14 protein-coding genes are annotated in these 14,265 nt (G+C 54.5%); 7 read left to right on the top strand and 7 right to left on the bottom strand.

The window, feature by feature from the left end:
* The first annotated feature begins 25 nt into the window (after positions 1–25).
* Positions 26–625, top strand: coding sequence for a DUF3501 family protein (locus BM022_RS05475; protein WP_091137544.1), 600 nt, complete (start codon positions 26–28; stop codon positions 623–625).
* A complete protein-coding gene (locus BM022_RS05470; RefSeq protein ID WP_091137542.1) occupies positions 625–1,161 on the top strand; it encodes a CNP1-like family protein in 537 nt (178 codons plus the stop codon). Before BM022_RS05475 ends, BM022_RS05470 begins: the two co-directional genes overlap by 1 nt.
* Before the next feature lie 44 nt (positions 1,162–1,205).
* Here the strand turns inward: BM022_RS05470 and BM022_RS05465 are convergent, their stop codons facing one another.
* From BM022_RS05465 to BM022_RS05435, 6 genes are all read right to left on the bottom strand, one after another.
* Positions 1,206–1,955 (bottom strand): MBL fold metallo-hydrolase, encoded by a 750-nt coding sequence (locus tag BM022_RS05465; RefSeq protein WP_091137541.1) that lies wholly within the window; start codon positions 1,953–1,955, stop codon positions 1,206–1,208.
* Between the two features lie 48 nt (positions 1,956–2,003).
* A complete protein-coding gene (locus BM022_RS05460) occupies positions 2,004–2,345 on the bottom strand; it encodes a protein tyrosine phosphatase family protein (protein ID WP_091137539.1) in 342 nt (113 codons plus the stop codon).
* Positions 2,346–2,455: 110 nt separating this feature from the next.
* Positions 2,456–3,574, bottom strand: a complete 1,119-nt coding sequence (gene proB / locus BM022_RS05455) for a glutamate 5-kinase (protein WP_091137537.1) — start codon at positions 3,572–3,574, stop codon at positions 2,456–2,458.
* Positions 3,575–3,905: 331 nt separating this feature from the next.
* Positions 3,906–7,103, bottom strand: coding sequence for an efflux RND transporter permease subunit (locus BM022_RS05445; RefSeq protein WP_218146838.1), 3,198 nt, complete (start codon positions 7,101–7,103; stop codon positions 3,906–3,908).
* Positions 7,104–7,161: 58 nt separating this feature from the next.
* Positions 7,162–8,394 carry an efflux RND transporter periplasmic adaptor subunit gene (locus BM022_RS05440; RefSeq protein ID WP_091137532.1) on the bottom strand — a complete coding sequence of 411 codons (1,233 nt, stop codon included), beginning with the start codon at positions 8,392–8,394 and terminating at the stop codon, positions 7,162–7,164.
* 215 nt (positions 8,395–8,609) lie between these two features.
* On the bottom strand, positions 8,610–9,989 hold the full coding sequence (locus BM022_RS05435; RefSeq protein WP_091137530.1) for an efflux transporter outer membrane subunit: 1,380 nt from the start codon (positions 9,987–9,989) through the stop codon (positions 8,610–8,612).
* A 528-nt stretch (positions 9,990–10,517) separates the two neighbouring features.
* On the opposite strand from BM022_RS05435, the gene BM022_RS05430 reads away from it, so the two are divergent.
* Both BM022_RS05430 and BM022_RS05425 read left to right on the top strand, forming a co-directional pair.
* Positions 10,518–11,030, top strand: a complete 513-nt coding sequence (locus tag BM022_RS05430) for an RNA polymerase factor sigma-70 (protein WP_091137529.1) — start codon at positions 10,518–10,520, stop codon at positions 11,028–11,030.
* 61 nt (positions 11,031–11,091) lie between these two features.
* Positions 11,092–11,367, top strand: coding sequence for a FecR/PupR family sigma factor regulator (locus BM022_RS05425; RefSeq protein WP_218146837.1), 276 nt, complete (start codon positions 11,092–11,094; stop codon positions 11,365–11,367).
* Positions 11,368–11,405: 38 nt separating this feature from the next.
* On the opposite strand, the gene BM022_RS15920 is transcribed toward BM022_RS05425, so the two are convergent.
* A complete protein-coding gene (locus BM022_RS15920) occupies positions 11,406–12,134 on the bottom strand; it encodes a PEPxxWA-CTERM sorting domain-containing protein (protein ID WP_256208954.1) in 729 nt (242 codons plus the stop codon).
* A gap of 467 nt (positions 12,135–12,601) precedes the next feature.
* Between BM022_RS15920 and BM022_RS05415 the strand changes: the two genes are divergently transcribed.
* The 3 genes from BM022_RS05415 to BM022_RS05405 are packed head-to-tail and all read left to right on the top strand — an operon-like array spanning position 12,602 to position 14,260.
* Complete coding sequence (locus BM022_RS05415; protein WP_091137527.1) at positions 12,602–12,832, top strand: MbtH family protein; 231 nt, start codon at positions 12,602–12,604, stop codon at positions 12,830–12,832.
* Positions 12,832–13,578, top strand: coding sequence for a thioesterase II family protein (locus BM022_RS05410; protein ID WP_091137525.1), 747 nt, complete (start codon positions 12,832–12,834; stop codon positions 13,576–13,578). Before BM022_RS05415 ends, BM022_RS05410 begins: the two co-directional genes overlap by 1 nt.
* Positions 13,556–14,260 carry a 4'-phosphopantetheinyl transferase family protein gene (locus BM022_RS05405; protein ID WP_177191629.1) on the top strand — a complete coding sequence of 235 codons (705 nt, stop codon included), beginning with the start codon at positions 13,556–13,558 and terminating at the stop codon, positions 14,258–14,260. Before BM022_RS05410 ends, BM022_RS05405 begins: the two co-directional genes overlap by 23 nt.
* The last annotated feature ends 5 nt before the right edge of the window (positions 14,261–14,265 follow it).

The raw sequence follows: 14,265 nt of genomic DNA, 5'->3' as shown, positions 1-14,265 counted from the left end.
TTTTTTATAAGAGCCTGACCTGACCATGGGACGCATTACCGCCGATAGCCTGATGACCCTGGAAGCCTATGCCAAAGTACGGCCCGAATTCCGGAAACGAATGATCGCGCATAAAAAAAACCGCAAAGTTCACGTGGGCGAGCACGTTACACTTATCTTCGAGGATGAATTGACGGTGCGGTACCAGATCCAGGAAATGCTGCGGGCGGAAAAGGTTTTCGAAGAAGCCGGCATCCTTGACGAGCTGGATGCATACGGGCCGCTGGTGCCCGACGGATCGAACTTGAAAGCGACCATGATGATCGAATTTTCCGATCCCCTCGAGCGTGGCGTGAAGTTGAAGGAATTGATCGGGATCGAGGACCGGGTATACGTAAAAGTGGGGGATTACGAGCCGGTGTATGCCATTGCTGACGAAGACCTAGACCGTGAAACGGAAGAAAAAACTTCCTCGGTACATTTTTTGCGGTTTGAACTGGATCGGAACAGGGTCGTGGCGTTGCGGAATGGCGCGGCTCTTAGCATGAGCATAGACCATCCTGCTTATCTGCTTCCGATGACGCCTGTGCCCGCAGCCGTGCGCGATTCCCTGGTCAACGATCTCGATACGGACTTAACCTCGTAATGAAGCGGCTGCTGATATCGTTGTGTCTTCTTTCGATGGTCGCGCCGGCTGCCGCTTTCTTCGGGCCGAAAAAAACTTCGGATTACGAGTACGAAAACGAGAAGCCGTGGGTGGAGATACAGGGTCAACTGCCAAGCTACCCAAAATCGGAGAACCTGCTGGAGTTCGACGCCGGGCCGGCCAGCAACAATCTTCATTTCGTCGATAGCTCATCCATCAGCGTAGGTGAGGATGGCGTAGTGCGCTACAGCCTGGTGGTCAAGTCGCCCACGGGGGCAATGAATGTCAGCTATGAAGGCATCCGCTGTCAGACCAATGAACGCAAGATTTACGCCTATGGCCGCGCGAATAATGAGGCGTGGGCGCCAGCGAAAATGGGGAAATGGGTCGATATGGAAAATATCAAACAGAATTATGCGCAACGCGCGCTCTTCCGATATTTTTTCTGTCCTCTCGGGACTGAAATGATTAAAGACGCGGATGAGGCGGTGCGGGCGTTAAAGGCGGGGGGACATCCCAAGGCGGTCAAATATTAGCCTCCTCTAATTGTCAATTATCCTCTCGCAGATGGACGGACGGGCTAACCCTGCGGGCTTTGGGTCATGTGTCGACAATAGTTTTGCAGGTTGTCTGGCAGATGATCGGGGCAGACCCCGCATCGGCGATTTCCTGCGACCGCATAATCGATAAATTTGGGCGGCGCCAGCTTGAGGTTCGCCATGAGCTCCTTGAATTCTTCGAGGGTGCGGTTGTTCCCCAGCCGCGGGTTGCGGGTCTTCTCCTGCGAGATTGAGGAAACCCGCCGGTTGTTATAGTCATGGCAGGGGTAAACCAGGCAGTCATCCGTCAGGGCAAATAATTTTTCGGTCACGCTCCTGAACAGCACTTCAGTATTGCCATTCTGGAAGTCGGTCCGTCCACACCCGTCGATCAACAGCGCATCGCCGGTGAAGACCCTGTCGCCGCACAGGTAGGCGAAGTGCCCATCGGTATGTCCGGGTGTATGCAGGGGTTGCAGCGCAACGCTGCCGATGCAAAGAGGGATACCTTCCTCAATGCCAATATCCGTGCAGGGAAGCCGGTCGAAAGCAGGCGCGGCAATTTTGCTGCCTGTGGTCTGCTTCAGTTCAAGCGCGGCAGTAATATGGTCAGCGTGAATATGGGTTTCGACAGTGCAGGCCAAGGTCAGCCCGAGGCGCTTGATTTCGGCCAGATCACGTTCGACGGACGTGATCACCGGGTCGATCAGCAGCGCCTGCCCGGTTTTCTCGCATCCTAGCAGATAGGTATAGGTGCTGGATAAAGGCTCGAACAGCTGGCGGAATATCATAATGGTTTTTTTACGGATTTCACGCTCGCGCGGGCGAATCCACCTAACTCAGGAAGCAGGCCTGGCTCTCTGGTAAAGCGTCTTGGCTCGCATTCCAAGCTTGCAATAGCCCAGTACGGGGCCCGGCAGCGTTTCAATGGCTGTCTTGAATTGGGACACATGGGAATCGTTTATTTGACCCGGCACCACCGGCAAGTAAAAGAACTCAAGACCGAGCGTCCTTGCTGTTGACTCAAGCAGCGCATGGTCGGCATGAGCGCCGCCATCCTCGTCATCCGGCCGGTTGCAAATGACAGTTTTAAAGCCCGCCGCCTGGATCTCCGCGAGGTCGTCGACATCGATTTGCGGGCTGGACGAAAAGTTGTCGTCAATTCTGGTAAGCGGCTTCATTAAATCTCCTCGGGCAATGGCGTTTCGGGATATTGTATGTGAGTCTCCGAACCCTGAATAATTCCCATCCGCTCCACAGAGGAATTGTCCAAAGGTTCTTCAGAGGTTCGTTAAAGCAAAACCAGATTATCCCTGTGTATGAGTTCGGGTTCAACCACGTAACCCAGGACAGCTTCGATGTCGCTGCTCGCGCGGCGGAGGATCTTCCTGGTTTCGGCAGCGCTGTAATTGACCAGCCCGCGCGCAATTTCCCTTCCGCTCGGGTCGAGACATCCAATGGCTTCCCCGCGTTCGAAGTTGCCGCCGACATCCATGACTCCGATCGGCAGTAGGCTCTTCCCACCTGCGGCAAGCGCATGCACTGCTCCCTCATCCAGGGTCACGCTTCCGCGTAGCTGCAGGTGATCAGCGAGCCATTGCTTCCGGGCCGCGAGCGTCATGGTATCCGCCAACAATTGCGTCCCTATCGCCTCGCCTTGCGCGAGGGAGATCAGGACATTGGGTTCGTGGCCCGACGCGATCACCGTATGCGCGCCGCTGCGGGCAGCCCGCTTTGCGGCAAGTACTTTAGTCAGCATCCCTCCGCGCCCAATCTCGCTGCCCGTCCCCCCAGCCATCGCTTCAATCGCAGGGTCTCCGGCCCTTGCCTGCTCCACCAGAGTGGCTTCCGCATTCTTGCGCGGGTCGGCGGTGAATAATCCGCCCTGATCGGTGAGAATAACCAGCACATCGGCTTCGATCAGGTTGGTGACGAGCGCTGCCAGGGTGTCATTGTCGCCAAAGCGGATTTCATCGGTCGCGACGGTATCGTTTTCATTGATGACCGGAATGACATTGAGGCTTAGTAATGTGGTCAGCGTTGAACGCGCATTCAGGTAGCGCTTGCGGTCAGAAAGGTCGTCGTGCGTAAGGAGCACTTGCGCCGCGTGCAATTCGTGGTTGCGGAAGCATGATTCGTAAGCCTGCACCACGCCCATCTGGCCGACGGCCGCTGCAGCCTGCAACTCGTGCAAGGCGTGAGGACGTTTTTTCCAGCCCAACCGCTGCATGCCTTCCGCGATTGCGCCGGAAGAAACCAGCACAATCTCCTTGCCCATTTCCTTGAGCTTGGCAATTTGCTCCGCCCAGCGGGCCAGGGCCGCATGATCGAGCCCCTGTCCCTGGTTTGTGACCAGACTGCTGCCGACTTTAACCACAATACGCCGGGCGCTTTTCAGGATGGATTGCATGAGCTTTTTACGCTGAAGCAGGGCAATGATGCGTATGGGTGGCGAGGCAGCAAGGCAGAATTATTATGACAACCGATAATAGAGCGACTCAAATGGATGAGGCATGCTCAAATGGAAGAGGCGATCAGTATAATCTTTGTCATTATTTTTAGAAAGCTGGCTGGATCAAACCAGCCGGTACGGCTTGTCCGAAGCCAGCTGAGGCTTGCTACCGACCAGAGAAAAACCCGGTTAATTTTCCTTCACCGCGAGCCGAAAATTTGCACGTGCATAATTATTATATGTGGGGCAGCGCAGGCTGGCAGTCTCGGCGGATAACCGGATAATGCAATCAATATTGTTGTGCGGGTTCGCGGGCCAAGACGCGGTTATTTCGACTCTCTATTATGCCGTAACAGACGGGGGTCAATATCAGGCTGGCAGTCATTCCGATCAAAAGGCCGACTGTTAATGATAACGTCATCGGCACCAGAAACTGGGCCTGTTCACTTGTCTCGAGCAAAATGGGGAGGAATCCGACGAAATTGGTCAGAAAGGCAAGCAAAATTGGTCTGAACCGCGCAGTACAAGCTTCTACGATGAGGTCTGCCATGGATATATCGGCTGCGCCTTCTCGCTGCTTGACATAATCCAGAAGCACGAGGCTGTCATTCACGACCACGCCACTCGCGGCAATCATGCCAACCAGGGATTCCATTGATATTGGCAGACCAATCAGCCAATGGGCCCATACTGCGCCGGCCCAGGCTACTGGGGCACCCAATAAAAAGACGAGCGGTTTTACATACGACTCAAAGGGGATCGCGATCAAGGCATAGATTAACGTTAAGGCGATCGCGGTCAAGAATATCAGGGTACGGGCGGTATCTTCCTGCTCCTGGCGTTCCTCACCGATATTTATGTCGAGTCCAGGAAATTGCCGCTTGAGCTGCGGGATTTCTTCGGCGGCCAACCGGGCGTGGAGCGCGTTGAGGTCTGTTATCTTGGAATCGATTTGTGCTTGAATTTTAAGGATGCGTTGCCGGTCCTGGCGTATGAGCATGGACTGGCCGGGTACGAGTTCGATTTCGGCGAGCGTCCCTAAAGGCGCTTGCCCGCCGTTGGGGAGCCGTATGGGAAGGCTGGACAGGCCGGGCAGCGAATCCCGTTCGTTGGGCGGCAGGCGCACCATTACTTTTACCTCATTACGCCCCCGCTGGAACCTATGCACTTCGTCGCCGTAGTATGCATGACGCATCTGTTCGGCTAGATCCTCCAACCGGAGGCCAAAGTGTTCGGCCTCTGGTTTAACGCGAAGACGAACTTCAGCCTTGCCGGGTTCGGCGTAATCTACGACATCGTACACGCCAGGATAGCCCGCCAGCTTTTGTTTGAACTGCGCGGCCGCAAGGGACAAAACCGCGGGGTCGGGATGCCCGAGATCAAATTCCATATCGAAAGGGAGGTCTCCCTCTTTATAGTGGAATTCGATTTTGGCGCGGCCGATATCTCCAATTCGCTTCCGCCACTCACGCACGAAATCCTCTACCACGATATGTTTTCGTCCCGTGGGTGACAACTCGGTCCAGAATCCGGCCTCATGTTCCGTAATGATCGTTTCCACTCCGACGATGACGCTTTGCTTAATATGAGGATCGCGAATTCGGGCTTCCTTATCCAGTTGGTCCCGAACTTCCAGCAATGCACGTTCTACCTTTTCCGCGATGCGACGTGTCTCGCTGTATGGGACATCCTTGGGTAATTTTAAGGCGACCCAGAAGCTGTCTTTCGTTACGTCAGCCTGCAAGGAAAGCCTGACATAGCCTCCGGCAACCAGCGCGGCGGCCAGCATCAGGACTACCGCAAATATCGCAATAGTCAAGTAGCGCCACGCCAGGGCTCTTTCCAGCACTGGCGTATATACGCGGTGGACAAAGCGTCGCAATCCCCGATTCAGGCTAGTCCGCACCTTTGCCAATGGAGTTTGCGCAACCGGCTTTGGGGGTGCGGCGAGATGAGAAGGTAAAATGAGGAGCGCTTCAACCAGCGAAAATACCAAGGTCAGGATCATGACCAGGCAGATCGGTTTCATCATTTGGCCGGCCCAGCCCGGCAGGAACAAACCGGGTAGAAAAGCGACAAGAACGATCATGACGGCAACAATTACTGGCAGAGAAACCTCCCGAGCGCCAGAAATTGCGGCCTCGAGGTATGCCAACTTTCGCCTGCCTGCTGTTAATAATGGTGTGGACTCGATTTCTGACTTGGGTGAGCCGGAGGCATCTACGGCTTCCTGTTTCGCGTAGATGGATTCCCCGATAATGATCGCGTCGTCGACGAGCACACCCATGGCGAGGAGAAAACCGAATAGGGATAGCATGTTGAGCGACACATCCAGCGCTGGCATGAGCCAGAATGCGCCAAAAATCGAGGTCAGTATTCCGATACCCGCCCAGATCGCGACCTTGAAATGGAGAAACAACGTCAATATCAGGCAGACGAGCACGAAGCCGGTCAATCCGTCCTCAAGCAGGGTTCCGATTCGTTCCTCGTAGGCCTGAGAATCGTCCCACCAGGTGATAAGCCCGATTCCGGGTGGCAACTGGGCTTGCATTTCGGAAACGTACGCTCTGACGCGTCGCGCAACTTCAACTGTGTCTCGCTCCGCGTGAACCTCCCAGCCCTGCGCGGTTTCTCCGTTGTGGTGCCATTCCGAAATGCGCTCCTCCAAGCCATCCTTGATTATAGCGACATCTCGCAGCAGTACCCGGCTGCCGTCCGAATTCGTTTTCACCACCAAGCTTCCGATGGCAACACTGTCCTGCGCCTTACCCTTCACGCGAAGCAGCAGCTCACCCATCGGGTTTTTTATTACCCCCCCGGGTAAATCTATAGAAGCTCGCCTGATAGTTTCCGTGACCTCGTTTAGCGATATGCGAAACTGACGCAGGCGTTCAGACGAAACCTCAATAGCGATCTCGTAGGCCTGGTCATAGTAGTTGTGAGCGCGCGTAACACCGGGTATCTGCGATAAGTCGCCCTGGATGCGGTCGCTCAGGCGCTTGAGTGTAAGCGGGTCGGTGGGTCCGTGCAGCGCGACCCAAATCACGCCATCGTCTCCGATACGGTGTCCGGGAAGAACTTCGATTCTCTCCAATCCCTTCGGCAGGCGAGGTATTGCTTGAACACGTCCCTGGACCGCGTTCACCATCTGGTTTCGATCATAGTCCGGAAGGATAGCGACCTTGACGAGGCATTCCCCCTCGATTATTTCGGTTTTAAGCCGTTTGATACCGGCAAGATTGTAAATTGCCTCCTCGATCCGGATACAGACGGACTCTTCGATTTCGAGGGGGCCCGCCCCTGGATAGACGGCTCTGACATCGATTTGGTGAGGCGTAAATCTGGGGAATACCTCCTTATCCATCAGCAACAGGCTGCCGCAGCCACCCAAGAGGATCAGCAGCATCAGCAGATTGGCGGCGATTGGATTCGAGGCAAACCAGGCGATCAAGCCGGAGGGCGGCATGGCGGGAAGTATGGGCTTCACCTCGGTGTTTCCTTACAGAGGCTTGGCGCGGGGACGTGACAGGGAGAGAAAAAGGGTATCACAGTGCTGGTTGAGGCATTGACGTATCCCTTCGCGCATTTTCCGCTGCCAGCCCGAGCGGCACGATCTGCGTCCGGAGCTTCATGCCTTGCACGGGAACCTGAATACCGGAGACGACTACGCGATCTCCAGGGTTAAGACCGCCTTTTATAAGGACCCGATCAGGCTCGCTACGTAGGATATCCACATGGCGAATATGAAGTCGATCTTCTCCATCGACCCATAACACTTCGTGCGAGGGATTTACCGCTCCGGGCGGCAGGACAAATACATCCGATTGATCTCTACCCACGATCTCTGCATTTACGAACAGCCCGGGCATGAGCGGCGCTTGTCCTGCTTTTACGGTATATGGATTGTTTACCTCGGCGACCGCGTGCAGAAGACCCGTTTCTTCGTCCAGCGCCCCTTCCGCGCGAACGATGTGTCCTTCCCAGCGTTGCAATGCCCCGGCAAACTGCGTGCTTAAAATTACCTTGGGACCGGTTTCCGCTTTACTGTTTCCTTGGTCCAGCAGCAGGTCAAGATAGGTAAACTGATCGGTGGCCAAGGGGAGGCGCACCTGGGCAACGTCGATGGCATAAATACGCGCCAGCTTTTCCCCTGGTTGAACATATTGCCCGAGCCCAGTATGTCTTTCCCTGACGCGCCCCGCAAACGGGGCGCGCCATTCGCATCGGTTGCGCTGCAGGCGGGCATTCGCAAGGTCAGCCTGCGCGGCTTTTAATTTGGCACGGGCCTCCGCTAATTGAGGCTCGCGCAAGATCAGGGCCGAAGGCTGCCCTTCTCCCAGGGAGTGCCATTCGTTGCGCGCCTGCTCCGCCTGCGCTTCTTCCATCATTACTTGCCGCTCCGCCTCGGCAATGCGGGCCTGCGCCTCAGCGATTGCGTGGTCGTAACTGCGCGGGTCTATTTTAATCAATACATCCCCTCGATTGAAAAAGCCGCCCGCGACGAGGCTCGGGTGCAGCTCAACGACCTGGCCCGCGACTTCTGGCACCAGGTCAATTTCTGTTCGCGCCGTGACCACACCGTGAGAGCGGATATTCAGCTTGACTGTCTGCGGCTCAACCTGGACCACCTGCGCCAGCGGCGCTTCGTCATTCAATAATTCTGACTTTGGCTGTGGCTTGTGAACGACGATAGCCCAGGAAATACTGATTCCGGTCAGTACCACCACAACAGGCGCGATAATTTTCAGCACGGCTCTGCGTTTCAAGTTTTTCAGCATGGTGCCCGGGAATCAACGGACAGATTGCCCCCGAAACGCTTTGTCATCAGCCTGGGCTGCCTACCTCCGCGCATGCTGGGTAATTGGTGCCGTCCAGTTAAGCCTCGCATGTTCTTCCTACCGTTTCTTTCAATGAATCTCCTCTCTAGTCTCGTCCACAGCCCACTTCTTCGACCAGCTACAAAACTTCATATGTCGTTCAACGAGGCGCTTCGTCAAACGCCGCCCCCCAGTGCGAGATAAAGGTTGACGCGATTATTTAACAACTGCCGTTTCACAGCAATATGAGCGCTTTGTGCGTTCAACGTGCTGCGGTAACTGTCCAGCAGCGTGAGAATTTCAATCATACCAAGCTGATAGGAATAGATCGCCAGCTTGCGGCTTGCCTCCGTTTGCTCGACCGCCTGCCTCAGCGCTTTTTCTTGTTCCCGCAGCCACTCATCCGCTGCAAGTACCTGCTCCACTTCACGAAATGCGTTCAGCGCGGTACTTTTGTAAAGATTTAGCGCTTCCTCTGCGCGCGCTTCGTTCAACTGGATCTCTCCGCGTATGCGCCCACCGGTAAATAAGGGTTGGGCCAAGCCTATTACGACGTTCCAGGCCAGCGAGCGGGGGTCGACGAGGTCGGTCAACGCTGTGCTGCGCGTGCCGCCCGCTGCTGTTAAGACAATCCTGGGCAGCAGGAGTTTTCTTACGCTTTGCACCCGCGAATCGGCTGCCAGCAGGCGGTCAAATGCAGCGACTAGATCGGGTCGTCTTGCCAGTAGCTCGGATGGTATTCCAGCAGGTAGCCCGGAAGGCGGCTCGGGCAGTGCCGACGCCTCGGTCAAACCCCCTGCGGGATAACGGCCGAGCAGCACCTCAAGCCGGCGGTTGACCAATTGTATCTGGTTACGGGCTTCGCCAAGCTCTGCCTCGGCAGTAGCAAGGTCGGTGAGCGCCAAACGCAAATCAAGTGCATTCGTTATTCCTCGTGCAAAACGCCCTCGCACAAGCTGGACAATCGTGCGGCGGTCTTTGACGGACTGCTCTGCTACGCTCGACTGAAGCCTTGCCTCCGCCAAGTCAAAATAACTTTGAGCGATCCTGGCAGCCAGCGATAACCGAGCACCGTTGAGGTCCGACGCCACGGCACTTGACTCCACGAAGGCGGCTTGCCTGACATCCCTGATCCGGCCCCATACATCCAGCTCCCAACTGAGGCTGAATACAGCATCGAATACGCCGAATCTTGCCGAGCCGAATCCTGCTTCCCGAACCTTTACTTGTTGATTATCCGCGATGAACGATATTTGGGGAAATAGACCGGACCCATCAATCCGAGCCTGGGCAATGGCCGCGTCGAGCCGTGTTGCCGCAGCCTTCAAATCGTAGTTATCGGCGAGCCCGCTGTGGATCAAGCTGCTTAAATTCGGGTCGCCAAATGATTCAACCCACTGCTCCGGCGTCGGTTGGCTAGACCCATTCGCCCCGGTCCAATGAGAGGGTATCTCCGCTCCAGCATCCTCCGCGTGTCGCACCGGCGGCGCTTTGCAGCCGCTTGCACCGATCAGGAGCAGCATGGAAAGAATTGCGAGCCTCGGTATTCTTGGCATTCGTTTCAGCTGGATCGAGCGTTGATCTCGAAATGAATTCAGTCACTGGTCCGGATTGCTTCGCAGGTGCTTCCACATACCCCGGACTAGATGACAAAAGCAGGTTTGCCCCCGCCCCTTTATTTATTGATAGAGAAGTTTATCTATGACCCGGTTCGCTTGAGTGTAAACAAGGGCAACAAGCATCTCTATCTCAACCAGCTTAACACGGGCCAATGCATATAGACGAACGGGCCAATGGTCTACAACAATTGCGTGACAAGACATCCATGAACGGCTCGACGGGTGATGGCAAGATAAGTTATCGATAAAACAATCATTCACACCGTCGCTACGTGATATGAATTTTTGTCATGGTTAATAAACCAGTTTAAAAAAAACAATTATATCATGAGCTTGTAATAAGGAAATGCTAAATAAGGACTGTGCGATCACATATTTGTATTGTACAAGATTATTCGTTATATGATAATAAGAACAATTCTCGTTATTATCTATCGTTGATTCAACTCACATGGGGAGGGTAGGATGATCTTGGACCAGCAGCCTGTTGACTTGGGGACAGTCTTTGTTGCTCATCAGGCGCAATTGCGGCGGGCCGCGCTGAAAATTCTCGGCGATCTTGCCAGGGCAGAGGATGTGGTGCAGGATGCGTATCTGAAGGTAACCGAATCGGAACGCGCGCCGAACATCAAGCAGCCCTTGGCATATTTATATCAGATCGTGCGTAACCTCGCTATCGATCGGCATCGCCGCGCTGCATTCGAAGGAGGGCTCTTTGAGAACGAGGAAGAAGGGCTTCAGGTGCCAGGGCAGATGGCAACGCCTGAGGCAACTGCAATCAGCCGTCAAAATCTGACAGTGGTGGCACGTGCCCTATCCGAGCTTCCGGAACGGACGAGACGCGTTTTCGAACTGCATCGACTGGACGGGCATACTCATTGTGCCATCGCCGCCCAGTTGAATATTTCAACGTCACTGGTGAATATTCTGATCCATGACGCCATGGATCACTGCCGGGCCGCACTCCGGTCCATGTGACTTTTTTTACCTAAAATGTTCGCATCCGCTACAATTGCTTGGTTAGCAATAGTATTGGAGTGTGAATCAAATTGAGATTTGGAAGACCTTTATTGCGGATCGAGCCCACCGCAAGGTGAACTTTACTGACCCGCATGGTGATGACAGGGTATGGCGAGCCGCCGTGGAGTGGGTCACGCGCGAGCATGAGTCACCATTAAATGGTGCCGCGGAAAAGGAATTGTTTGATTGGCTGGAAAGTGATCCTGCCCATCGGGCAGCCTATGAGGAGGCATCCTATTTGTGGATGCTGACTGGTCTGGTTCCTCGTTCGGATGGGTCGAAATCAGACGGATGAGTCTTCCGAAAAAACAGGGGCCGAGGCCCCTGTCAAGCCTAAAGCTCTGCAAATACTTTTCTTCGGCGCGCCATTGCGCCGACCAGACCCAGGCCAGCCAATAGCATAGCGTAGGTTTCCGGTTCAGGAACCACGGAAACTCCCGACAGCCGGAGGCGGTATGCCTCGTTAACTGCACCACCGGTAGCATCCGGCGGTGGTGCCCATCCGGTCAAAGGTGACGCACCCCCGGGACCGGACGCCGTTATAATCGAGGTAAACGGAGCAGCGGTATTGGGAGCAATGAAGTTTTCCGGCCCGACGCCATTGCCGCTGGTTGGCGTGGTGCTATTGATATCAAATACCCCCAGATAGTACCAGCCCACGGCTTGCGGACCGCGGGGGTCTCCGGCCGGTAAGCCGGCATTGGAATCACCCAGCCGCGCATCGTCATTTCCATATATCCCGTAGCCGCCTGAATTAAAGAGCGCCAAGCCGGAATCAAACGTGCCAGTCACGGACGCCGAGAAGGTGGTAGGACTGGAAATGTAAATCCGGTATAGATCAACGTCCGCGCCATTTGTCACGGTTCCATAGATATTTCGTAATGGGCCGTTGCCGAGCGGTTCCTGTGCTGTGGCAAGGAGTTGTCCGGCATCTCCGGACTCATTCCAGTTGACCGCGTATGCAGGGTTGATGAAAAGGGAAGATGCTAACAAAGATGCCGAAACGGCTACCTTTGCAACGCCGGCTTTCCCGGAAAAATTGCTTTTGAGTTTTAACTTCATAAAACTTCCCTCCTATGAGTACTACAAGTTTGTCAAAGTTTGTTTCTTCAATACGGCGGATTCACTCTTATTCGTCGGATCACCTCCTTCACAAATTATTAAAACGATTTACTAATTCGCAAGGCAGGGGCGCAGGGCAATTCCTTTCATTTTTGAAGTTATGTCAGTGATCTCTTAGTTCCCGAAATCGAAGAATCTCGACCCTCCTATTGCGTCCTGACCTATTTCCGCAGACCGTCACCTGCATCTCTGATCCGATCCCTTCCGATAAACGCTTGCGCCTCTTTTCTCTTAATTTGCGCCAATTCGATATGACGTAATAACAATGAGAACGATTGGCATTATCGTTATTTTTAGCGATCACGCAAGGTTTTTTTCTTTGTTATTTCCTCATCCTGATTCGTCTAGTTGGATAAGAAACGCCCTAATGGGCAGGGTAACGCGGTTCATTTATTCGAGGATTTGTGATGACAAGTTGTTTTGATCGTGAAGAGGGGATTTTCCGTGTGCTGGTCAATCACGAAGAGCAGTATTCGATCTGGCCGGAATGGAAAGCCATACCCGGCGGGTGGCGCGACACTCAGATAATTGGCGACAAGAAAACATGTCTGGAATATATCGAAAAAGTCTGGACAGACATGCGGCCGCTGAGCCTCCGGCGCTTTATGGATGAGCAGGCGACGGGTGCAAGCCAGTAATGCCTGTACCACTTACTCTATTCAGCCTGCCATGCGCGGGCGCCAGTTCCGTTATGTATTTGCGTTGGCGGAAACGATTGCCGTCATGGATACAGGTCGTGCCAGTCGAGTTGCCGGGTCGGGGACGGCGCTTGCATGAAGCGCCGGAACGCAATCTGGACGCTTTGGCTGCGCTTCTATGCAATGAGCTTGGGTCTCAGCTTCCTGAGCGCTACGCAATCTTTGGGCACAGCATGGGTGCCTTATTGGCATATAGAATCGCACACGGCCTTCGGACGGGTAGCGCTCCCTTACCCGTAGCATTGGCGGTATCGGCTTGTGTGGCGCCATCTCTACAGGACTGGAAACGGTACGCGGACAAAACCACTGACGCCTCCCTGGTCGCTGAGCTGCGCAAGCAGAATGGAACGCCGGACGAAATGTTCGAGAGCCCGGAACTCCTCTCCATGACGTTAAATTTGCTCCGTGCCGATTATCGAGTTTGCGCTAGCTTCCGCTATCAGAAACTATCGCCTTTACCTTTTCCTCTCCATGTGTTTGGCGGGCGGGACGATGAAATCCATCCTTCCAGGCTTGAAGCGTGGCAGGAGGAAACGGCCCTGCGTACTTCTCTGGACTGGTTTGACGGCGGCCATTTTTTTCTTCGCCAGAACGAAGAGGCCTTCCTTTCGGCCCTTGTGAAGCGCCTGACGTCTAATGCCACCATGTTGCCGCATAACCCGCATGCTGCGCCTGCCTCTGCCTGAAACTATTCCATCGAGTATTGAAGTGTGGCAGCTCAAGCTTAATTTAAGGCTGCCCATTTCGAGTACGGATTTCTCGCTGCTTAGCAAGGACGAGCGCGCACGGGCTTTATATTTTTACAGGCATGAAGATAGAGTACGCGCAATCGCTACGCGAGCGGCACTACGGCGGCTGTTGGCTGAGCGGCTTGCCTCTCCCGCCGACGAGATAGGTTTTGTCGCCAATAAATATGGCAAGCCTTTTCTGCGCCATGAAGAGGGCATCGAGTTCAATGTGTCGCATGCGGGCACTTTTTCATTGATTGCAATTTCCACGGACGGGCCAATTGGGGTGGATATCGAATGCCGAAATCGGGGAGTCGAGGAAAAAATGTTTGATCATTATGTACTGTCCTCAATGGAACGAAGTTCTGGGTCAGGCATAGCCAATTTCGTTGAGCATTGGGTGGCAAAAGAGTCTGTCTTGAAAGCCCTTGGACTGGGAATCTCCGAGTACTTGCAGGCCGTTTCTATTCTGCCCGGAGAGGGGAGCGATTATCGAGTCATACACGACCAGCCGGAGTGGGCGGGACTAAAGGTTTGGCCGATCGACGCGCCGGAGGGATACGCAGCAGCGGTGGCCGTAAAACGCCCGAATAAGGGAATAGGGACTTTGCGTGAGCGTTCCTTCACGCTACTCGAATAACAGCT

Source organism: Nitrosospira sp. Nsp14 (assembly GCF_900113575.1).
Lineage (GTDB): Bacteria > Pseudomonadota > Gammaproteobacteria > Burkholderiales > Nitrosomonadaceae > Nitrosospira.
Note: the sequence above shows the minus strand (reverse complement) of the source record. Positions and strands in the feature narration are given on the sequence as shown.